Below are 20,904 nucleotides of genomic sequence, written 5' to 3' on the forward strand. Positions count from 1 at the left end.
GAGCAAAAATGGCAACACTTGAGATAAAGGATGCACAGGGCAAGGCGGCTGGCAAAGCCGATCTTAGCGATGCCATATTCGGCATTCAGCCCAACATGCACGTTATGCATCGCACCGTAAAGGCGCAACAAGCCGATTGGCGACAGGGTACGGCTAACACTAAGACTCGTAGATATGTTAGCGGTGGCGGCAAGAAGCCGTGGCGCCAAAAGGGTACTGGTCGCGCGCGTCAAGGTACTATTCGCGCACCTCAATGGCGCGGTGGCGGCGTGGTCTTTGGTCCGCACAGCCGTAGCTATCATCAGAAGGTGAACAAGAAAGAAATCAAGCTAGCAATGCGTAGTGCACTTTCTGCGAAGTTGGCAGACGGCGAGATAATTCTTGTTAAGCCTTTCGATTTTGAAAAGCCGCGCACAAAAGATGCTATAGCGGCTCTGAAAGCGCTAGGTATTGATAATCAGCGCATTACGCTTGTTATTGAAAATGAAGATGTGGAAACGTTCCTGTCTTTCCGCAACATTTCTTCGGTAGACATTCTGCCGGTAAACGACATTAATACATATGAGATCCTAGATAACAAGAAGCTGGTTATCGTGGATAGCTGCCTGAAATACATCGAGGAGGTGCTTGCATAATGCAACGTGATCCTAGAGAGATTATCATTCGTCCTATCATCTCGGAGCACAGCTATGACGTTATAGAAAATAACGTTTATACGTTCGAAGTGGCGAAAGATGCTAACAAGATAGAGATTCGCAATGCTGTAGAGGCTATCTTTGATGTTAAGGTGACAAAGGTAAATACTTTGAATGTGAAGCCGAAGCCGAAGCGCGTGCGCTATCAGACGGGTTTAACTCGCACATGGAAGAAGGCTATGGTTACACTTGCTGAAGGCGATGAGATATCAATTTTCGCTAGCTAATCCGAAGTTAAATAGCGGTTTTTTGAAGGGCACCCCGCAAAGGGTGCCTTTTTTCTTGTTGTGCCGAGCATGCGCACGTTTCTAATGGGTGAAAGTCCCTAGTACGCCCGATAGCGGGAAGTACATAGCCAAATGCAGGCATATAAGCAGAAAAGTGTGTAAGGCTCAGTCGATTGCATATGGATAGGGCGCGCTGTGATGGAACTTTGACCAAACCAGACCGTGTGTTGCCTTCGTCACTTTTTAGGCGAAAAATGGTCAAAACTTCCAGCTTTCCACAGTCTATAATGCCAAATTACGCCAATTACGAATCAAAATGGAATTGAAGAACACTGTTTGCCCAGTGTTCTCCACAATTCAAGTTAGCTATGTGGCGCTATGACCATGGAAAGCTGGAAGTTTTGACCATTTTTCTAACTTTTTTGAACTAGTATGCGGATGAGTTGAATCGTAATCTAGCGTCAGCTTTGAGAGAGTTTACCCAAAAGCCATCTTGTGGAGGTATCGTTTTTCCTAACACTATAGCCTCCGCACAAGCTACATCTCCACCTCTGCCTTCCAGCTTTTGTAAACCCATTTTTCTTCATCTTGTCGCCACAGATTGCACATTTTCTAGTAAACACCGCTCACCTCTGTCCATAACTGATTTTTTCTTAGAAAAAGCTTGCCTGAACAGGCATGTAAAGTGAGAATCCTACACACTTTTCTGCCTATATGCCGAAAAAGCATTATTCTAATTTGGAATATTGCATTAATTTTTTCATCATCTTTCATGCTCTTAATGCAAAAGCTACATCCATTTCCTGAACTGATAATTGGTTTATTTAGTTGTTGGAGTGCGGCGCCAACATCTGACGAGGCATTGCATCTTTTGGCGGGCATCTAACTGCGGTGTTTGCAGAGACAAGCAAGCGTCTCTGTATTTTGAAGTATTAAAAGGCAAGCAAAGAGAGAGGGAGAGAATAGGATGGATAAACCTAAGTATCATCTGGTACCTCATGAAAAGCCTTATCGGTATGACGAAAACGGTCTACATGTAACACGTGGTAGTGCGTGGTCTGGACCGGGCTGTCATATCGGTTGCGGCGTACTGCTGTATACCGACGACGAAGGCAAACTAGTGAAGGTAGAAGGCGACCCAGAGAATCCGTATAACCAAGGGCGTTTATGTAATCGCTGCTTGGCGCTACCCGAAGTGGTTTATAACCCTAGCCGTATTTTGAAGCCCATGAAACGCAATCCCGAAGATCGTGGTAAGGATGCTTGGACAGAAATAAGCTGGGATGAAGCTTACGATCTGATATATGAAAAGTTTACTGAAATTAAGGAAAAGTACGGTCCATGGGCTATACCGTTCGTGCAGGGAACTGGACGCGATATTGCTGCATGGATAACGCGCTTGGCGTGGTCGTTTGGTTCTCCTAACTACATGTTTAACATGTCGGGTATGGCGTGCTATTTGCCGCGCGTAGCAGGGTGCGCTGCTACCACTGGTAACTTCTGGGTGGGCGATTTCGCTCAGCAATTCCCCGATCGCTACGATAATCCTAATTGGGAGTGCCCTGACTACATAATGGTATGGGGCAACAATCCTCTGATAGCAAATTCCGATGGTTTTTACGGACATTGGATGGTTGACGTTATGAAGCGCGGTGCCAAGCTAATTGTGGTTGATCCGCGCCTTACATGGCTTGCGTACAAGGCTGAATATTGGCTGCAAATACGCCCCGGCACCGATGCGGCGCTGGCGCTAGGTATGCTGAATGTAATTATTAGTGAAGATTTGTACGACCACGAATTTGTTGAGCGCTGGTGTTATGGCTTTGATGAATTGGCTGCTGCCGCTGCCGAATATCCGCTCGATCGTGCATCTGAAATAACATGGATTGCATCTGACATAATTCGCGATGCTGCTCGTGCGTGGGCTAACGCTAACAGCGGCATAATGCAGTGGGGTCTTGCCGTTGATACCACCAAAGAATCGCTACCTGCCGCACAGGCAATCGGCGCATTGTGGCAAATATGTGGCTACTGCGATAAGCCCGGCTGCATGATAGTTCCCCCTGAAATACTTGCGTACTCTGGTGGTTTCGGAGGCGAGCTGGTAACTGATGAAATGAATGAGCACCGCATCGGTTTGGATAAGTATGCGCTACTGCGTTTTGGCTTCCAAGTGGCTTCTTCCGACGAGGTTATGAAAACACTAGAAACCGGGCAGCCGTATAAGTTGCATGGCGCATGGTTGCAAACCACTAATTTCCTAACTTGTACCGCACCCGACCCCGAGCGTTCAATAAAAGCATGGCGCACACTAGATTTCATTGTAGTGGTTGATATGTTTATGACGCCTACTGCTATGGCGCTAGCCGATGTATTCCTACCGGCTTGTACTTATGCTGAACGCGATGGCATTCGCGTGGGCGACGGTGCTCAGCGCGGTGAAACTATCAATAAAGTTTGCCAAGTGGGTGAGGCAAAATCTGACATGCAGATTAACCTAGAGTTGGGCAAGCGTTTTAATCCAGAGGCATGGCCGTGGGCTGATGTGGATGAAATGTTCTCTTATGTTATAGAGTGCACAGGCTATACATTTGAAGAATTGCAGGAAGTTGCGCCAGCCTACATTCCGTTCGAGTACAAGCGCTATGAAAAAGGTATGCTTCGTTCAGATGGGCAGGTCGGTTTCAATACCACTACAGGGCGTTTGGAATTATGGTCCACTTTCTATAACAAAGCTGGTTTAAGTCCCGTACCTTATTTTGAAGAGCCAACTGAAAGCCCCGTTTCTACACCAGATCTTTATGAGAAGTATCCGTTTGTGCTTACTACCGGCGCACGCAATTGGTTCATGTTCCACTCTGAGCACAGGCAAGTGCCGCATCTGCGTGCTAAGCGTCCATGGCCTATCGTGCAGATGAACCCCAAAGCTGCCGATAAATTGGGCATCAAAAATGGCGAATGGGTTTGGTTAGAGAACGATCGCGGCAGGTGTAAGCGTGTAGTTGAAACTACAAACATAATAGATGAAAGAGTGCTGATGTCAGACCATGGCTGGTGGTTCCCTGAAGCCCCGGGCGAGGAAAAAGATGGTTTATTCGGCATGCTTGACCTAAATGTGAACAAACTGCTCAATTCCTACCTTCCCGGCAAATCTGGATTCGGCGCAAACTATAAATCGATGCTGTGTAAGGTATACAAGGTGCAGGAGGAAAACTAGCCATGGCTGATTACGGAATGTTGATAGATTATGACTGGTGTACCGGATGCCATACATGCGAAACTGCATGCCAGATGGAGCACAATTTGCCGCCCGACCAGTTTGGAATAAAAGTTACAGAAGTGGGACCTTATCAATATGGCGATAGGAAATGGGTACTTATAAACATGCCTATTCCTACCGATCAGTGCAACTTTTGCGTAGAGCGCATAGCGCAGGGAAAATTACCTACATGCATGCATCACTGCCAAGCGCGTTGTTTGGAAGTAGGTCTTATTGATGAGTTGCAATCGAAGCTGTCTGCCAAAAAGAAGCAGGTGCTATTCCATAATCAAGGTTAACCCGAGCTTCTATGGGTGTTGCTGTTTTTGAGATTGCAGCGCCATGCGGGCTAAGGTGGTCAGCGGTATAGCTGCTGACCACCTTATTGCGTCTAGCTTGTAGGTTTGCATTCCCTAGCACCTTTCCTGAAAGTGGCAACTTGCGAGTATGGACGCAAACATAAGAAAGGATGCGCTATGTCGTGTGGGTACGCTTGTGTTGGGTGTGGAAAATGCCGCGGAGAGCCCCGCAAGTTAGAAATAACACCGGTATGCTTCCGCTGTGGCTTTCAAAATGAAGAAGGTGCTGATAAATGTTCACAATGCGGTCTTGAATTACCTAAGCCTATTCAAGTTTCTAGTTCGGATAAGCAGTCAGCCCTTTAAAATAGATATATAATTTATCCATGCAGATTTCCCATCTTAGAGAAATGATAGTGTTGGCGCAAAATCACAGTTTTACACAAACTGCGATTCAGTTATACACGACTCAATCTGCTATCAGTAAGCATATATCAGCACTGGAACAAGATCTTGGTGTGGCATTGTTTCTGCGCGATAGAAACAATGTGGAACTAACCGATGCAGGTTCTATATTCATAGAGTATGCTCAACGTATAGTAAACGACTATAACGAGGGTATAGTAGCTCTAAATCGATTCAATGCTGGCATAAATCGCAATATTACAGTAGGGTATCTAGCGGGTGCTGTGTCGGCATTTTTGCCTGAGGTAGTTAGCCGTTTTATGGAATCGCATAGCTGCATTAATTTGGAGTTCCATACGCAAGAAATAGACGGTACATTTTCTGGGCTGGAAGACGATAGCCTAGACATGGTTATTACAACTGAATACATCAAATTTCCCACTACGATATATCATGTGGAAAAACTCTACCGCGACCATATTGCTGTAATAGTGCCGAAAGATCACAGGTTGGCTTCGCGCGAAAGCGTACATTTGAAAGATTTGATAGGCGAGAAAATTATCTTTTCGTCACCGTCGTTTATGATTCGCGAAGCGCCCATAATAGAAAACTTAATAGCGCCTATTCGCGACAAAATAACGTTGGTGCAGTCTGCTAACGATATTTGGAGTCTGTTTATGCTTATAAGCAGCGGGCGTTACGTTACTGTCTTATTTGACCATGTGCGTAATTATTCCGATTTTGATCAGCGTTTTGCCTTTTTGAGATTAGAGGAAGCGCCAAAACATTTCGATGTTGTGGCGGTTTGGAAGCGCCGTGCGGAATCGGATGTGATGATGGACTTGGTAACTTTATTGCGTGATGTAATATCAGAAAGAGGTGTTTTGTAGCCTTGCTGGCTATGCGGGCACCGCTTTGCCTTTTTCCTTTCGGGTCTACTGTCGGAAATGACAGTTAGGGTGCGATAATTCGAACATTTCTTACAGCGGGCTAGCAATCCTCCAGTTGATACGATTCTTTCCATAAATCGACCGCGCTAAGCCGGGGTCGGAAAGAGATCGATGGAGGAGAAATGGCAAAAGAGATTACCACTACCATCAAAACGATGGGATTCTGTGGGCCATGTACAGCATCCGACCCAGCAGAGATAGATGTAGTTGACGGTAAGATTTTACGCACGCGCCCGTTTAGCTATGTTAAGCATCAGAGTGAAGATGGGCTAAACCCATGGACCATTAAAGCTAAAGGCAAGGAATTCAAAGCAAAAGATAAGTCTGAGCTTTCTCCGTTTGCTATCGCTCATAAAGAGCGTGTCTATTCGCCTAACAGAATACTGTATCCGATGAAGCGCGTTGACTGGGATCCGAACGGGCAGCGCAATCCGCAAAACCGCGGTAAGTCGAAATATGTTCGCATTACTTGGGATGAAGCAACTGACATAATTGCTGGCGAAATAAATCGCATAAAAGATACTTATGGTCTTAATTCCATTTTGGTGCAGTCGGACGGACATCATTTGGTGAAGACTATTCAAGGTCCTCGCGGTACGCAGGGCTACATGTTGGACCAGATTGCCTTAAAAGAAACTGGCGTAGAACTTGTAAACGATTTCTGGATGCATGAAGACGCGGGCGCTGTGGAAGTGGGGCGTGTCAAGGGTGGCGGCTACACCATGCAGGCTAGAAACCCAGATAGCTGGGAGGGCTGGTACTGGGGCGCAAAGCACATATGGGGGCAAGATCCTGTAGGCGAAGGTGATCAGTACAATCTTTACTACGATGTGGCTAACAATTCCGATTCGGTACTTTTCTGGGGCTGCGATGTGGAAACCACACCATGGGGCTGGGGTGGTTGTTTTCCAAGCCGTTATTGTTTCTTCCTGACCGATGTTGGTGTAAATCAGATATACATTTGCCCCGATGTGAACTATGGCGCTGCTGTGCATGCCGATAAGTGGATACCTATTCTTCCCAACACCGATTCTGCTTTGCAGCTAGCTATTGCTTGGGTTTGGCTGAAAGAAGGCACTTACGATAAGGAATATCTTGAGACGCATGCCATCGGTTTTGACTGGTTTGAATATCACATCAATGGCGGCGATGACGGCATAGAGAAAACTCCAGAATGGGCTGAAAGCGTTTGCGGCGTGCCCGCGCGTCAGATAAAGGCTCTTGCTCGCCACTGGGCTAAGCATAATGTATCTATTGCGCATTGCAATGGCGGGTCGTTTATACGCTCTGCATATAGCCACGAGCCCGCTCGTTTGGAAGTGGCGCTTTTGGGTATGCAGGCGCTTGGGAAACGCGGTCGCAATCAGGTAAAAATGATGGAATGGCAGCTGTTTGGCCTGCAAAGCCAGATGCCTGCGCCGCGTTCGGAATTTGTGCCAAATTTGAACGATATACTGTGGCCCTATGCTGCTGACCAGCGCGAATCGCTTGTGCCGGAAACGCTAATTCCCGAGGCGTTGGCGGGCGACTACGACCACGAACATCCGCTGGAATGGTATGGCGTTACCTGCGCAGGTCTGCCTACTGAAGACCAGTTCGTGAAGTATCAATACCCAGTTCCCGGTAGCGAGCGCATACATATGGTATGGACAGACTGCCCGAAATGGACCAGTTCTTGGAATGGTGGCAACAAATTTATTGATGCCATTAGAACAGACTACATTGAGACTTTCGTAGCACAGCATATTTGGATGGAAGATGACTGCCTATTCGCTGACATAATTCTTCCCATTAACACAAAGATGGAAGAGCTGGACATCAATTGCGACATTTCGTCTGGCAACTACAACGTGCTAATGATAGAAAACCAGAGTATAGAACCTTTGGGTGAGTCGAAATCTGACTACGAAAGCACGCTTGAAATTGCGAAGAAGCTAGGTTTATACGATGAAATAACCGGCGGTGAAACCGTTGAAGACAAAATTCGCCGCGGCTTCATGGGCTCTGGCGTTCAAGAGCGTATGACCTTTGACGAATTCAAAGAGAAAGAATGCTACGTTATTCCCACGGTGAAGGATTGGGAAGACGACAAGGCAGGTTTTCAGCGCTTCTATGAAGATCCGCAGACATATCCGCTTACTACTTCTTCTGGCAAGATAGAGTATTACTCGTCGCGTTTAGCTGAGCATTTTCCCGATGACACCGAGCGTCCACCGTATCCGCATTGGATTCAAGATGGCGAAACGCATCCAGACGAGCGCTTGGGCGGCAAGCGTGCGCAGAAATATCCGTTCCTTATGGTTTCTAATCATCCGCATTGGCGCTTGCATTCTCAGATGGATGACTGCACATGGCTTCGCGAAATTCAGACTTGCAAGGTTATGGGTCCTGATGGCTACAGATATGAGCCTGTGTGGATTAACCCCAAAGACGCTGAGCGGCTTGGGATAGAACATGGTGACATAGTTCGCATATTCAACGACCGCGGATGGACCATGGGCGGCGCTTATGTAACCGAACGCATTATGCCTAACGCGGTGATGCAAGATCATGGTGCGCGCGTAGACCCTATCGTGCCGGGCGAAAGCGACCGCGGAGGTACGAATAATCTTATTTGTCCGAAAGCTATAGCATCGAAGAATTGTGCTGGCGAAGTTACCAGTGGGTATTTAGTGGGCATAGAGAAAGTGGATGTATTTAAGCTGGCAAAGCAGTATCCGGAAGCCTTTAATCGCCCCTACGACCCAGATTTTGGCGTACTTCAAGACGCATGGTTCGACTTAGACTAGCGCAGCAACTAGCAGAAGAGAGAACAAGATGAAAGTTTTTGTAATAGATATAGACAAATGCAGCGGTTGCCATAATTGCCAGATAGCATGTAAAGATGAACATTGCGGTAACGACTGGATGCCTTATGCGCTGCCGCAGCCCAATTCGGGGCAATTTTGGATGCGCGTGAAGCAGAAAGACCATGGTCAGGTGCCGAAGGTGCGCGTGGAGTATACGCCGTGGATGTGTATGCATTGCGACAGCCCGGCATGTAAGGCTGCTGCGCCCGATGCTGTGCAAAAGCGCGACGATGGTTTGGTAATTATTGACCCGGCGAAGTCTAAGGGCAAACGCGAAATAGTAGATGCGTGTCCTTATGGCGCAATTTTCTACAACGAAGAATTGGACGTGCCCCAGAAATGTACCGGATGTGCGCATCTGGTAGATGAGGGCGAATTGCCCCACTGTGTAGACTTGTGTGCTACTGGGGCTCTGCGCTTTGGGGAGGAAGAAGATTTCGCCGATGAAATTGCTGCGGCTGAAACATTTGAAGTAAACGGTACTGGTCCGCGTGTCTATTACCTGAATCTTCCTCATTTGTTTATTGGTGGCGAAGTGTGGGATCCGAAGGTCAATGAGATTATTGAAGGGGCAAAAGTAACCCTTACAATGCCCGATGGTACGCAACGCATCCAAATGACAGACGACTTTGGAGACTTCTGGTTTCGCCGCATAGACGCAGGCAACTACTCGCTAAAGATTGAAGCCGATGGGTTCAAGACAATTGAGCGCAACTCTATCAAGTTAGAAGAAAGTTTGAACCTTGGGGATTTTCCGATGAAAGCTGTATAGGTGGCAGAATCGGGAAGGTTACGTTCAGAAGCTTCGCAGCCCTCACTCCGCCTTCCCGATTCTGTTTATGCGTATCGTCCGATGCGTGAAGTTGGGAAGACTATGTTCAAAAGCTGCGCAGCCTTCACTCCGTCTTCCCAACTTCACTGATGCAAGGTTGTATTTAGGAAACTAGGAGGACAAATGCCAAGTTTGCATTTCAATAATAATGCGTCGCCTGCTGTAAAGCAGCTTGAAGACGGCGTAACCGTTCATCGCACGTGCTCTATGGGTGTAGGGTGTCACAATTTAGGTTGTGGCTTGAAGGTGTATGTTAAAGACGGCAAGGCTGTAAAAGTTGAGGGAGACGAGGAAAACCCCATAACAAATGGTCGTCTTTGCGTGCGCTGCTTAACAATGCTTGATTATGTGTATCATCCAGACCGTTTGCTTTATCCGATGAAGCGCGACCCGAAAGACAGGGGCTTAGATAAGTGGCAGCGTATTACTTGGGATGAAGCATTCGATCTAATAGTAGAAAAATATAACAAGACAGTTGAAGAGTACGGCGTTAATAGTGTCTCGTGCTGGAATGGTACAGGTCGGGAAGCATCGAAATACCATTTCCAAATGTCAAACGATGTGTTCGGTACTGTTACTGCAGTTCATCCCAATAGCGGTTGGTCGTGCTTGGTGCCGCGCATGGCAGGTATGCTGTGGAATATGGGCAGCTCTTATATCGAGGCCGACAATTCCATTGGCTTTGTTGATCGTTACGACGATTCGCGTTGGGTATGTCCGAAATATATGCTTATATGGGGGCGCGATCCGCTTCGTTCGAATGCCGATGGACTTTTTGGGCATTCGATTATCGACATGATGAGGCGCGGCATGAAGTTGATTGTGGCTGACCCTCGTGTTAATTGGTTGGCAACGCGTGCCGAAGTTCATTTGCAGCTGCGCCCGGGTACCGATGCTGCGCTTGCGCTGGGCTTGCTGAATGTGGTTATTAATGAAGACCTTTACGATCACGAATTTGTGGACAAGTGGACATATGGCTTCGACGAGCTAAAACAGCGCGTTCAAGATTACCCGCTAGATAAAGTTGAGCGTATTACCGAAGTTGCGGCTGAAAACATTCAGTATGCTGCACGCTGTCTAGCCGATGGTCCTTCTACACTTTCAATGGGTCTTGCGGCTGACCAAAATCCTAATACATTCCAGATCTCGCATGCTCTCTTGTCGCTTTTTGCCATTCTAGGCGACATGGATGTACCGGGCGGCTGCTTCATGGGGTTGCCTCCGACATTTGCGGGCATGGCTGAGAACGCTCCTACGGAGGCGGCAGATGTAGGCAATGCGGAAGGGTTGGCGAAATTTGGCAATATTGGTGTGGAACCCCTAGGCCACGACCGATTCCCCGCCTATAGCGCCATCATAAACACGACGGTCCCCGACGCTACTCTCGATACGTTAGAGACAGGCGTTCCGTTTCCTATCAAATTCGCCTACATCTTCGCTCATAATCCCATTTCTTGCATGGTTCCTCAGCCGAAGCGCTGGCTAGAGGCTATTCGCAAAATTGATTTTGTTTGTGTGGCTGATCTGTTTATGACGCCAACAATAATGGGCGCCGCCGACTTGGTGTTGCCGGTTGCTTCGCTTTTGGAACACGATGGTTATGTTTCAAATTCGAATGCATCTCAGCCCGGACAGTTTGGTTCCATAACGAAGGTGATAGAGCCGCTGGGTGAATGTAAGTCTGACCTAGAGATAATGCTAGAGCTGCATCACAGACTTTACCCCAATAGCAAAAACGAGAAATTTGCCAGTATAGACAATTACATTAACAGCGAAATATCTGGCGTGCCCGGCATAGGAGACACAACTTATGCCGATTTGCAAAAGAATGTAATTGGGCAGTACGAGCTTGAATACAAGAAATATGAGCTAGGCATGCTTCGCAGCGACGGTCAGCCCGGGTTCAACACATCTACTGGGCGTATTGAGCTATGGTCTACGATGCTGAACAACTTGGGCGACGATCCGATGCCTTACTATATCGAGCCCAAGTTCAGCGCGAAGTCGCGCCCCGATTTGGCGGTTGATTATCCGCTTACATTAACATCGGGTGCCCGCCGTTTTACGTCGTTTCATTCGGAGAATCGCCAGATAGAGCGCCTGCGCCAGATACATCGCTATCCCACGCTTGAGATAAATCCTGTTACGGCGGAGGCGCTGGGAATAACAGAGAGCGCTTGGGTGTATGTGGAAAACATGTTCGGTCGCGTGAAGATGGTTGCGCACCTAACTCCCATCGTTAAGGAAAACGTGGTTTCTGCCGATCATGGCTGGTGGTATCCGGAAAAAGACCCAGAAGAACTCTACGGCGTATTTGATGTAAACGTGGGCACGCTTATTCCGCACGAAGTAAATGGACCACTAGGTTTTGGAACCCATTACAAGGCTATGCCCTGCAAAATCTATTTGGCACAGGAGGAAAAATAATGGCGCAGTATGGAATTCTGATAGATAACGAGTATTGCACGGGTTGTCATAGCTGCGAAATTGCATGCCAAAATGAACACGGTTTCCCGGGTAATCAGTGGGGCGTAAAAGTTATGGAGCTAGGTCCATGGCAGCGCCAGAACGGAAAATGGGAATACCGTTTTATTCCAGCACTAACTAGCGATTGCGATTTATGCGCAAAACGCACAGCTGAAGGTAAAAAGCCCGCTTGTGTTCATCATTGTTTGGCGCAAGCAATGGTCTTTGGGACGCTTGACGAACTTGTAGAAAAGATGGGTGAAAAAGGTAGCATGGCATCCATTTTTATTCCGTAGCAATAAAACGTTCAAAACTTACATTTATTTCGATAGGCTCCGAAAATACTGGATCGCGCAAGGAGGCTTATCTGGCAACTAGAGAACAGGAGGGCAAAAAGAGAGGTAGGCGATCCACAGTTTTGTCTGCTGATAATTTCTAAAGGGGGAAACAATGGCAGAAAAGATGAAGATGACCCCAGGTCAAATAGGTGTCTTCGTAGCTTTAATGTGCATGTATTTCATCGGACCTATGCATAGTGCCGTTAATGTGGCATCACAGGAACTGATGAATGTTTATGGCGTGGACGCCAATGCCGTATCGTACATGGTGTCGATCACCAATTTGCTGGAGATACCTGCGGCGCTCGTTATTGGCCTCGTCGCCGGCCGCAAACTTTCTTATAGGGTATGCGCTTTGTTGGCAACTGCTCTTGTAGTTGTTGGCGGTGCGCCCGCTATTTTAGGTGCGGCTTTGCCTTGGTGGGGAATTATGGCAACCCGCTGCATCCTAGGTCTTGGTCTTGGTTGCTTTATGCCTATCGTAATGGGCGTTATTTCGCTAATGTTCCAAAAGGAATCTGTGCGCGCAACTATGATGTCTATCGCTTCAGTTTGCTTTAATGTAGGCATGATTGTTCTTACTTCTGTAGCTGGCATTCTTGGTGCTATTTCTTGGAATTTGGCTTGGGCAATTTATCTGATTGCACTAATTCCATTTGTGCTGTGCATTTTCTTGCTAAATCCGAAAAATGTTCCCGCTGTACCTCAGGAAGATGAAAAGGGCGAGAAGGTTAAGATTCAGCTTCCAGTTCCCGGTTGGGTACTGCTAGTTTTGTTCTTGGGCACCATTATTATGAGCCAGTCTCTGTTCAATTTGGGTGGCGTATCTATCGGTGCTGTTGTTGATAATCCTGCGGTTATTGGCACCGTGTTCTCGCTGTTCTCTGTTGGTGCTATTGGCGCTGCTGTGCTATTCGGACCTGCATATAAATTCATAAGCGCCTACACTCTTCCCGTGTTTTGGATTGTTGGAATTGTGGGCTATATACTTTGGTTTGTAGCTCATGTAACCGGCAATGTGCCGCTATTCTATGTTGCCATTATTCTTGCTGGCTTTGGCACCAACACAATGACAATTGGTGTTCCTATGTTGCTGTCCACATTTGTAGCTCCGGCTATTGTGGGTGCGGTTATGGGATTTAGCTATGTATTCCAAAATGGCGGTGGTTTCTTGGCTTCCCCAATTGACCAAGCAATACTTGCTGTTTTTGGAACCAATGAAATTCTGAGCGCTGTTTGGATTTTCAACGTGATTCTAGGAATAGTGTTGCTGCTTGGAATGTTCTGGGTTGCGGGTCGTGCGAAGAAGTTGGCTGAAAAGAAAGCACCCGAGCCCACGCCAGTAGAGCAGGCTTAAAGAAGATATTTAGTTAACATCCTCTTGCATCTCAGTAGGGGCTGTAACAGAAGTCTCATCAATAAGAAACCCGCCACAATATGTGGTGGGTTTCTTGCATTTCATTTCAATATATAGCGGTTCAAGATAACCATTCAAGACTTTTGTTACAGCCCCTTCTTTAATTAGTAAGTTGGAAAGACTACGTTCAGAAGCTACGCAGCCCTCACTCCGTCTTTCCAACTTACTAATGTTACGTATGCAAGATTATTCATCCAATGCGTAAGGTTGGAAAGGTTGCGTTCAGAAGCTACACAGCCTTCACTTCACCTTTCCAACCTTACTAATACAGTTTGTATAAGAGCGCGTATCCAATGTGTAAAATCGGGAAAGCTTCTGAACGTAGTCTTTCCGACATATAGGCAAAAAGTGCGCCTAATTCTCACTTGACATCCCTGTTCAGGCAAGCTTTTTCCAAGAAAAAGTCAGTTATGAACAGGGGTGAGCAGTGTTTACTAGAAAATGTGCAATCTGCGGCGGCAAGATGAAGAAAAAGGACTTACAAAAGCAGGAAGGCAGAGGCGGAGATGTAGCTTATGCGGAGGCTCTAGCGTTAGGAAAAACGATACCTCCGCAAGATGGCTTAAAGTGTTTATTGGATGGCTTTTGGGTAAACTCTCAACACCTTGACACTAGATTACGATTCAACTCATCCGCATACTAGTTCAAAAAAGTTAGAAAAATGGTCAAAACTTCCAGCTTTCCACTGTGAAAAGCACAGAATAGCGCCTATAGATGCATCACCAAATACTGTTTGCCCAGTGTTCTTCACAATTCAAGCTGGCTATGTGGCGCTATAACCATGGAAAGTCGGAAGTTTTGACCATTTTTCGCCTAAAAAAGTGACGAAGGCAACACACGGTCTGGTTTAGTCAGAGTTCCACAACAGCGCTCCCTACCCCTTTGCGATGGACTGAGTCTTACACACTTTTCTGCCTATATGACGTCTTTCCGACTTCACATAACATATGCTGCGCTGCTATAACTCGCATAAATAAAATCGGGGAAGCGGAATGAAGGCTGCGCAGCTTCTGAACGTAGTCTTTCCGACTTCACTAATGGAAGAGCTACAAAGCGCAAAAAAGAGGCCCATGGTTTTGGACCTCTTCAAATAGGTTGTAGGTTTGCCCTACGGTAGGAAAATGTTAGCTTTGCCGCCCTTTTCCTCTAACTTCTTCGTAAGCTCTTCTACTGGACCCCACTCTATCACATTTGCCAGACAATGCAGCGCACATGTTGGGATGCCGCCTGCTGCCACTCGGCTTTCGCACATGTCGCAATAGCTGGTGGGAAATGGAACGTAATTCCATTCTAGCTTGCCGGGCTCCATTTCTAGCGGACCAAGTTCAAGAACTTTAATGCCCCATTTTTCTAGGGACCAGCCATGTTCATTTCTGCATGCAATCTCACAGCTTTGACAGCCGGTGCACCATTCGTAGTCGAACATCAGACCTATGTTGTTGCTCATCGCACACACCTCCTTACAGAATGCACTCTTCAACGGGGGTCTTGTAGACCTTTACGGGTAGTTGCTTGTAAGGAGCGCCGAAGCCCATCTTGCCCAGCACACGATGCGGAACAAGGCTGTTTACATTCGACTTCCAGACTCCGAACAGGTTGGGTTCTTCGCCATCTTCTTCAGGGAACCACCAGCCATGCGCAGCCGACACAATATCTTTGCGAACAACAGGAGTTACTTTTGCTATTTCGTGTGCAATGCCCCATGGGTTTTCAATAGTAACTTCGTCACCGTCTTTTATGCCGAGTTCAGCTGCTGTTTCGGGATGTATCTCCAAGTAAGGATCTGGAGTTAATGCACGCAAGCTTGGAATTTGACGATGTTCTGAATGGAACGATGCAAAGTAGCGAGCACCTGTTGTCATCATAAGCGGGTATTCTTTAGCGATATCTGGTCTTGCTGTGGCACCCAGTTTTGGCGGGAAGTAATATGGCAGCGGGTCATCGCCTAGTGCGTCATAGCCTGTAGACCACAGTTCGACACGCCCGGTTGTGGTTTGGAATCCGGGCTGTCCATCAGAGCGAATAAGACCGCGTTCAGGCTTATGGTATCCACCGATGTCGTTTGATGCCACAACCTTTTCAGATAGCTCTTCCCATGAATGCCCCATCTTATTAAGGTCGTCAATTAAGTATTCTTCTACTGTTTTGAATGGGTATTCTTCGCCATAGGCACGCTCGTAGAATGCATTACCGAAATGAATTAGCATTTCCAAGTCAGACTTACATTCGCCAACTTGCAGCGCCTTATTAATAGCGCCGGCTATGCCCATCTGGCAACCTTGATTTGTCATAACTATGCCGTCGTGCTCTGCCCATGTGGCAAGAGGCAGCACTACATCTGCTAGCGCCATAATTGTCGGTGTCATAAACATATCTTTTGCTACCGTAAATTCCATTTTGCGCAGCGCATCATGCCAGCGTTTTGGCTGTGCCGAACACGTGGGCGATAGCAGATTTGTGGAATCTAGCCACGCCATCTTTAATTCGTAGGGACGACCAGTTTCAAGCGCTTCTAGCGTTATGTCTGGATGCGTGGTATTCAGCAGAATTTTTACAATTGGATATGTATCCCAGCCAATGCATTTATTCTTTAGCTCGTCGCTCATAAAATCTGTAGCGCCGGTCATTTCGAATTGCATCTGAACGCCTACAACGGTACCGCCGGGAACATCTAAGTTGCCAGTTATTGCAGACATTGCTATTAGGCATTGCGTAACTTGGCATCCGTTCGGGTTCTGATCTACAGCCACGCCCATCAGAAGGCTCCAGTGAGTTTTGCCTCCGTCATATGCTAGCTTATGGGCGCATTCCACAATTTCTTCGGCGGTTATTCCGCATTCTTTTGCTGCGAATTCAGGCGTGTATTCCTGTACGCGTTCTACTAGTTCATCGTATCCATAGCACCAACGATCAATATAGTCATGATCTACTAAGTCTTCATTGATTAGCACGTTTAGAATGGCTAGGCAAAGCGCAGCGTCGGTGCCCGGAATTATTTGCAAGACCTGATCGGCACGTGTGGCAAGCCAATTCATACGCGGGTCTACCATTATTAACTTGCTGCCCAATTTCATACATTCTATTAATGCGTGACCCCAAAGACCATCTGGATTAGACTTTAGCGGCTCTTTGCCAAGACAGAAGATGTAGTCGGGGCGCTTCCAATTTGGATCGTTCCACACATCAAGAGATCCGCCGTTGTAGTCTAGTTCAATATAGGCGCTGCCAAGCATCATGGTCATGGCTGTTTGGCGGGGACCCATACAAGACCAACCCGACTGAGCATAGCAGTTGTTTGGCGTGCGCAACACCTTCGATGAAAGCGTAAAACCATAGCGCACGGCTTCACGACCGGTGCCCATGTATACACATATAGACTCCGATCCGTATTTCGCGCGAATCTCTTCAGTTTTTGCCACAATTAAATCAGTTGCTTCATCCCAGCTGATGCGTTCCCACTTGTCTAAACCTCTGTCTTTCGGATCGCGCTTCATGGGATACAGAAGACGGTCGGGGTGATAGACCGCTTCTTTCAGCGCTAAGCACCTTGGACATAAGCGTCCTTGTGTCAGTTGATGGTCGGGGTCGCCCTCAACCTTAACTAGTTCGCCGTCTTTTACAAACAGCTTAATGCCGCAACCTACTGCGTGGCATCCCGGGGGCGACCACGCGCATGTGCGCGTCACAATAGTGCCATCTTCAAGCACCTCTTGTTTTGGAGCCGGGTTCTCTTTGAAATGAAAAGCCATGACTCTCCTTCCTCCACTCTCTTCCTGTTTGAAGAAGCTCTTCGCGTATTTCCGCTTACTTTTCGACATCGACCGAAAAGGTTTAGAACATACGCAGCTGCGGCGCATCTTAAGTGAAAAAAAGTAAGTTCTTAATAGGGGTAGTGCCACGTAAACGCGCGTTTTTAGCAGTTTGTCGATATGTCAATCTTTTAGTATGAGGCGCGTTTCACAAGCCTTAAAAACTTACTTTTTTCTAGGCAGAATTCGCAGTAACAGATAAGGTCGGTTGACTCGCTTTCTGGTCATGCGGTGTTCCGATAAGGCGGCGAATTTGACCTCCAGATCTGTGTTCGCGAAGTCGTGCGCTTCCCTGTAAGAAGACGGGGAACTTGCATGTGGGCGTGCGGCTCGAAAAGGAGAGTTAAGAGAGGAGCTGCAATGACCAAACGCATTGATATGGTGGTCGAGCAGGGCGGTCAAAACGAGATCCGACCTGACTTCTTTAGGGAGCCACCGGTTCGCTACACCGGCGGCGATCTTCCTTGGCAATGGGAAGAAGACGGCATGATCTGTACTCGTTCTGGCGCATGGGCGGCACCGGGCTGCCATGATGGATGCGGCGTAATTATCTACACCGACAAAGAAACTGGAAAGTTTATTAAGGTAGAGGGCGACCCTGAAAGTCCGTACTATCAAGGGCGATTATGCGCTAGATGCATTACGCTAAAAGAGGCTATCTATCATCCCGATCGCGTGCTGTATCCCATGAAACGCGCTTTCAAGGACAGGGGCAATCCTGAAGCGTGGCAACGCATTACTTGGGATGAAGCCTACGACATGATTCTTACTAAATTCGCCAAGATAAAAGAAGAATCTGGCACGAAGGCTGTTGTATTCCACTTGGGAACTGGTCGCGGTGGTGCCCCTTACATTTGTCGTTTAATGTATGCATACGGTACTGCGCAATATGCCTATATGCTTTCTGGCAATAGTTGCTATGTTCCCCGCGTGGCGGCTTGCACAGTGCTTATGGGTACATACGCTGTACCCGACTGTTCGCAGAATCATTACAACCGCTACGAAAACGAACAGTGGGTTGCACCCAAGAACATATTTGTATGGGGCAACAATCCTATTATTTCGAATGCCGACGGCAATCAGGGGCATTGGCTTGTTGACTGCATGAAGCGCGGAAGCAAGCTAGTAGTTATCGACCCGAAGCTAACTTGGATGGCAGCGCATGCCGATTTGTGGTTGCAAATTCGCTGCGGTACAGATGCTGCGCTGGCTTTGGGAATAGGCAAGTATCTTATTGAAAACGACTTATACGACAAAGACTTTGTGGATAAGTGGTGCTATGGCTTCGATGAGTATTACGAAGCTACAAAAGAGTGGACTTTAGAGAAAACGTCCGAGATTACTTGGATTCCACAAGAAAAAATTGTTCGTGCAGCTGAAATGCTTGCCGAGAAACCTTCCGCCATACAGTGGGGTCTGGCGCTAGATATGACTATGGAATGTTTAGCCGGTTCTGCGGCGGTTGTAGATCTGTGGTCAATTACTGGTCAGATAGACATTCCCGGTGGCATGGTTACAGTGCATCAGCCCTTCAATTGTCAGACATGGAACCCGCCCGATCCGGCTGAATGGCTTACTTTAGAAGCGCAGGCAGAGCGCATCGGTGGTAACGACTTCCCGGCACTGAAATACTCGGGCGTTGTGCTTACGCAAGCCGACATGACTATTGACCAAATGCTAAGCGAGCGTCCATATAAGATTCGCGCGAACTTCATTATGGCATCTAATCCCATCTCTTGTACGGCGCAAGAGCCCGATACCCGCATGGAGGCAGCGTATAAGAATGCCGAGTTCAACGTGTTTCTAGACCCATTTATGGTGCCTACGGCTCAGGCTTGTGCCGATTTGTTCTTGCCGATATGCATGTATCCCGAGCGCAATGGCATTCGTTCAATTTACTACCATATTCAGAATACGAATAAGGCCTGTCAGGCTTTGGGCGAGGCAAAATCTGACATGGAAATTTGCTTCGAACTTGGTAGTAAGTGGCGCAAAGAAATGTGGCCGGGAGAGACGCTAGAGGAATTCTTCACCTATACTATGAAAGAGACAGGCCTCACGTTTGAAGAGGCGCGTGAAGAAAACTGGATTTACCCGGAATATCACTACTATAAGTATGCCAATGGCGAGCAGCGCCCCGATGGACAACTGGGCTTCAATACGCCTACTGGCCGCGTAGAGTTATATTCCACGCTGTTTGCACAGTGGGGTCAAAAGCCGGTTCCGCATTATGCCGAGCCGCCGTTTAGCCCCTACAACGTACCTGCTCGGTTCAATAAGGAAGAGTACCTTGAGAAGTACCCATTAATTATGACGACCGGTGCGCGTCAGTGGGCATCTTTCCATTCTGAGCACAGGCAATTCCCGCATTTGCGTGCATTGCATCCCAATCCCGAATTTGAAATTGCACCTGAAACAGCTGAGAAGTATGGCATTTCAGATGGCGATTGGTGCTGGATTGAGAACCACTTGGGTCGCATACAGCTGAAAGCAAATGTATCGCCAATTTTAGACCCAAGTACAGTGGCGCTCGATCATGCGTGGTGGTTCCCCGAGCGTCAAGGTGAAGATCGCCTAGACAAAGACGGTAAGCATCTGGGTAGCTATGACACCTATGCCTCTAATCCGAATGTGATTGTGCAGGCGGGTTGCGGTGAGAGCGGGTTTGGCAATAACTGCAAATCGCAGATGTGCCGTGTTTACAAGTGTGAGCTCGATGAAATTTACGGCGAAACCGACATGCGCGAGATAGTTGAGAAGTTCTCGCCCAACGAGGAGCTGATGTAAATGGCTAACGATAAAGCGTGCGGACTTCTTATCAATTACGAATACTGCACCGGGTGTCATTCGTGCGAAACGTCGTGTCAGATGGAACACGATCTGCCGTATGACCGCTGGGGCATCAAGATTCAAAAGATTGGTCCGTGGCAGATAGATGGCGATAAGTATCAATACGACTTTGTGCCTATACCAACTGACCAGTGCAACCTTTGTGCCGAGCGCACCGAAAAGGGCAAAAAGCCGCTGTGCGTGCAACATTGCCAAGCGCTGTGTATGGAATACGGCCCGGTAGACGAGTTGGTTGCGAATTTTGATGGCAAAAGTAGGTTTACCGTTTTTGTTCCAAATGCAGGAACTGTGAAGTAGGCAGGCGAGAGGGTCGGCAATACTCCGATTCACAGAAACGCAGCGGGGGCGCAGGCTTCGCGTGAAGCCTCGCCCTCGGGGTGGCGGTCCGTAATTTTGGACGCCCTTTTCTGTCGCATGGCATTTATGTGCATTTGGAACTGCATTTGGAAGCGTAGTCACTTTATGGCTGATTGCTTTTTGGACAGCATGCATTCAGATTAAAGTAAAG

14 protein-coding genes are annotated in these 20,904 nt (G+C 47.6%); 12 read left to right on the forward strand and 2 right to left on the reverse strand.

The window, feature by feature from the left end:
- Positions 1–8 precede the first annotated feature (8 nt).
- From rplD to G7Y37_RS02260, 10 genes are all read left to right on the forward strand, one after another.
- Positions 9–635 (forward strand): 50S ribosomal protein L4, encoded by a 627-nt coding sequence (gene rplD, locus G7Y37_RS02215; RefSeq protein ID WP_165061114.1) that lies wholly within the window; start codon positions 9–11, stop codon positions 633–635.
- Positions 635–922, forward strand: coding sequence for a 50S ribosomal protein L23 (gene rplW / locus G7Y37_RS02220; protein WP_165061118.1), 288 nt, complete (start codon positions 635–637; stop codon positions 920–922). The genes rplD and rplW overlap by 1 nt, the downstream gene beginning before the upstream one ends.
- A 967-nt stretch (positions 923–1,889) precedes the next feature.
- Positions 1,890–4,139: a molybdopterin-dependent oxidoreductase gene (locus G7Y37_RS02225; RefSeq protein WP_165061121.1), complete on the forward strand. Its 2,250-nt coding sequence runs from the start codon at positions 1,890–1,892 to the stop codon at positions 4,137–4,139.
- 2 nt (positions 4,140–4,141) lie between these two features.
- Complete coding sequence (locus G7Y37_RS02230) at positions 4,142–4,480, forward strand: 4Fe-4S binding protein (RefSeq protein WP_165061124.1); 339 nt, start codon at positions 4,142–4,144, stop codon at positions 4,478–4,480.
- 386 nt (positions 4,481–4,866) lie between these two features.
- Positions 4,867–5,775, forward strand: a complete 909-nt coding sequence (locus G7Y37_RS02235; RefSeq protein ID WP_165061127.1) for a LysR family transcriptional regulator — start codon at positions 4,867–4,869, stop codon at positions 5,773–5,775.
- Positions 5,776–5,957: 182 nt separating this feature from the next.
- Positions 5,958–8,624 carry a molybdopterin-dependent oxidoreductase gene (locus G7Y37_RS02240; RefSeq protein WP_165061130.1) on the forward strand — a complete coding sequence of 889 codons (2,667 nt, stop codon included), beginning with the start codon at positions 5,958–5,960 and terminating at the stop codon, positions 8,622–8,624.
- Positions 8,625–8,652: 28 nt separating this feature from the next.
- Positions 8,653–9,456: a 4Fe-4S dicluster domain-containing protein gene (locus G7Y37_RS02245; RefSeq protein ID WP_165061133.1), complete on the forward strand. Its 804-nt coding sequence runs from the start codon at positions 8,653–8,655 to the stop codon at positions 9,454–9,456.
- 183 nt (positions 9,457–9,639) lie between these two features.
- Complete coding sequence (locus G7Y37_RS02250) at positions 9,640–11,943, forward strand: molybdopterin-dependent oxidoreductase (protein ID WP_165061136.1); 2,304 nt, start codon at positions 9,640–9,642, stop codon at positions 11,941–11,943.
- Positions 11,943–12,278: a 4Fe-4S dicluster domain-containing protein gene (locus G7Y37_RS02255; protein WP_165061139.1), complete on the forward strand. Its 336-nt coding sequence runs from the start codon at positions 11,943–11,945 to the stop codon at positions 12,276–12,278. The genes G7Y37_RS02250 and G7Y37_RS02255 overlap by 1 nt, the downstream gene beginning before the upstream one ends.
- A 154-nt stretch (positions 12,279–12,432) precedes the next feature.
- The gene (locus tag G7Y37_RS02260; protein WP_165061142.1) at positions 12,433–13,677 is read left to right on the forward strand and encodes an MFS transporter; all 1,245 of its coding nucleotides are present in this window, start codon (positions 12,433–12,435) and stop codon (positions 13,675–13,677) included.
- A gap of 1,168 nt (positions 13,678–14,845) precedes the next feature.
- Here the strand turns inward: G7Y37_RS02260 and G7Y37_RS02265 are convergent.
- Both G7Y37_RS02265 and G7Y37_RS02270 read right to left on the reverse strand, forming a co-directional pair.
- Positions 14,846–15,184, reverse strand: coding sequence for an oxidoreductase (locus G7Y37_RS02265; protein WP_165061145.1), 339 nt, complete (start codon positions 15,182–15,184; stop codon positions 14,846–14,848).
- 13 nt (positions 15,185–15,197) lie between these two features.
- Positions 15,198–17,486, reverse strand: coding sequence for a molybdopterin-dependent oxidoreductase (locus G7Y37_RS02270; protein WP_165061148.1), 2,289 nt, complete (start codon positions 17,484–17,486; stop codon positions 15,198–15,200).
- A 420-nt stretch (positions 17,487–17,906) separates the two neighbouring features.
- Between G7Y37_RS02270 and G7Y37_RS02275 the strand changes: the two genes are divergently transcribed.
- Positions 17,907–20,333, forward strand: a complete 2,427-nt coding sequence (locus tag G7Y37_RS02275) for a molybdopterin-dependent oxidoreductase (protein ID WP_165061151.1) — start codon at positions 17,907–17,909, stop codon at positions 20,331–20,333.
- Positions 20,334–20,693 carry an oxidoreductase gene (locus G7Y37_RS02280; RefSeq protein WP_165061154.1) on the forward strand — a complete coding sequence of 120 codons (360 nt, stop codon included), beginning with the start codon at positions 20,334–20,336 and terminating at the stop codon, positions 20,691–20,693. It begins immediately after the preceding gene.
- The last annotated feature ends 211 nt before the right edge of the window (positions 20,694–20,904 follow it).

The organism is Adlercreutzia sp. ZJ154 (genome assembly GCF_011039055.1).
In the GTDB taxonomy this organism is placed as follows: domain Bacteria; phylum Actinomycetota; class Coriobacteriia; order Coriobacteriales; family Eggerthellaceae; genus Adlercreutzia_A.

Excerpts from the sequence above, each read along its gene's own strand:
- G7Y37_RS02255 (WP_165061139.1), top strand. The coding sequence starts at position 11,943 with ATGGCGCAGTATGGAATTCTGATAGATAACGAGTATTGCACGGGTTGT.
- rplD (WP_165061114.1), top strand. The coding sequence starts at position 9 with ATGGCAACACTTGAGATAAAGGATGCACAGGGCAAGGCGGCTGGCAAA.
- G7Y37_RS02265 (WP_165061145.1), bottom strand. The coding sequence starts at position 15,184 with ATGAGCAACAACATAGGTCTGATGTTCGACTACGAATGGTGCACCGGC.
- rplW (WP_165061118.1), top strand. The coding sequence starts at position 635 with ATGCAACGTGATCCTAGAGAGATTATCATTCGTCCTATCATCTCGGAG.
- G7Y37_RS02280 (WP_165061154.1), top strand. The coding sequence starts at position 20,334 with ATGGCTAACGATAAAGCGTGCGGACTTCTTATCAATTACGAATACTGC.
- G7Y37_RS02225 (WP_165061121.1), top strand. The coding sequence starts at position 1,890 with ATGGATAAACCTAAGTATCATCTGGTACCTCATGAAAAGCCTTATCGG.
- G7Y37_RS02245 (WP_165061133.1), top strand. The coding sequence starts at position 8,653 with ATGAAAGTTTTTGTAATAGATATAGACAAATGCAGCGGTTGCCATAAT.
- G7Y37_RS02270 (WP_165061148.1), bottom strand. The coding sequence starts at position 17,486 with ATGGCTTTTCATTTCAAAGAGAACCCGGCTCCAAAACAAGAGGTGCTT.
- G7Y37_RS02260 (WP_165061142.1), top strand. The coding sequence starts at position 12,433 with ATGGCAGAAAAGATGAAGATGACCCCAGGTCAAATAGGTGTCTTCGTA.
- G7Y37_RS02235 (WP_165061127.1), top strand. The coding sequence starts at position 4,867 with ATGCAGATTTCCCATCTTAGAGAAATGATAGTGTTGGCGCAAAATCAC.
- G7Y37_RS02250 (WP_165061136.1), top strand. The coding sequence starts at position 9,640 with ATGCCAAGTTTGCATTTCAATAATAATGCGTCGCCTGCTGTAAAGCAG.
- G7Y37_RS02275 (WP_165061151.1), top strand. The coding sequence starts at position 17,907 with ATGACCAAACGCATTGATATGGTGGTCGAGCAGGGCGGTCAAAACGAG.
- G7Y37_RS02230 (WP_165061124.1), top strand. The coding sequence starts at position 4,142 with ATGGCTGATTACGGAATGTTGATAGATTATGACTGGTGTACCGGATGC.
- G7Y37_RS02240 (WP_165061130.1), top strand. The coding sequence starts at position 5,958 with ATGGCAAAAGAGATTACCACTACCATCAAAACGATGGGATTCTGTGGG.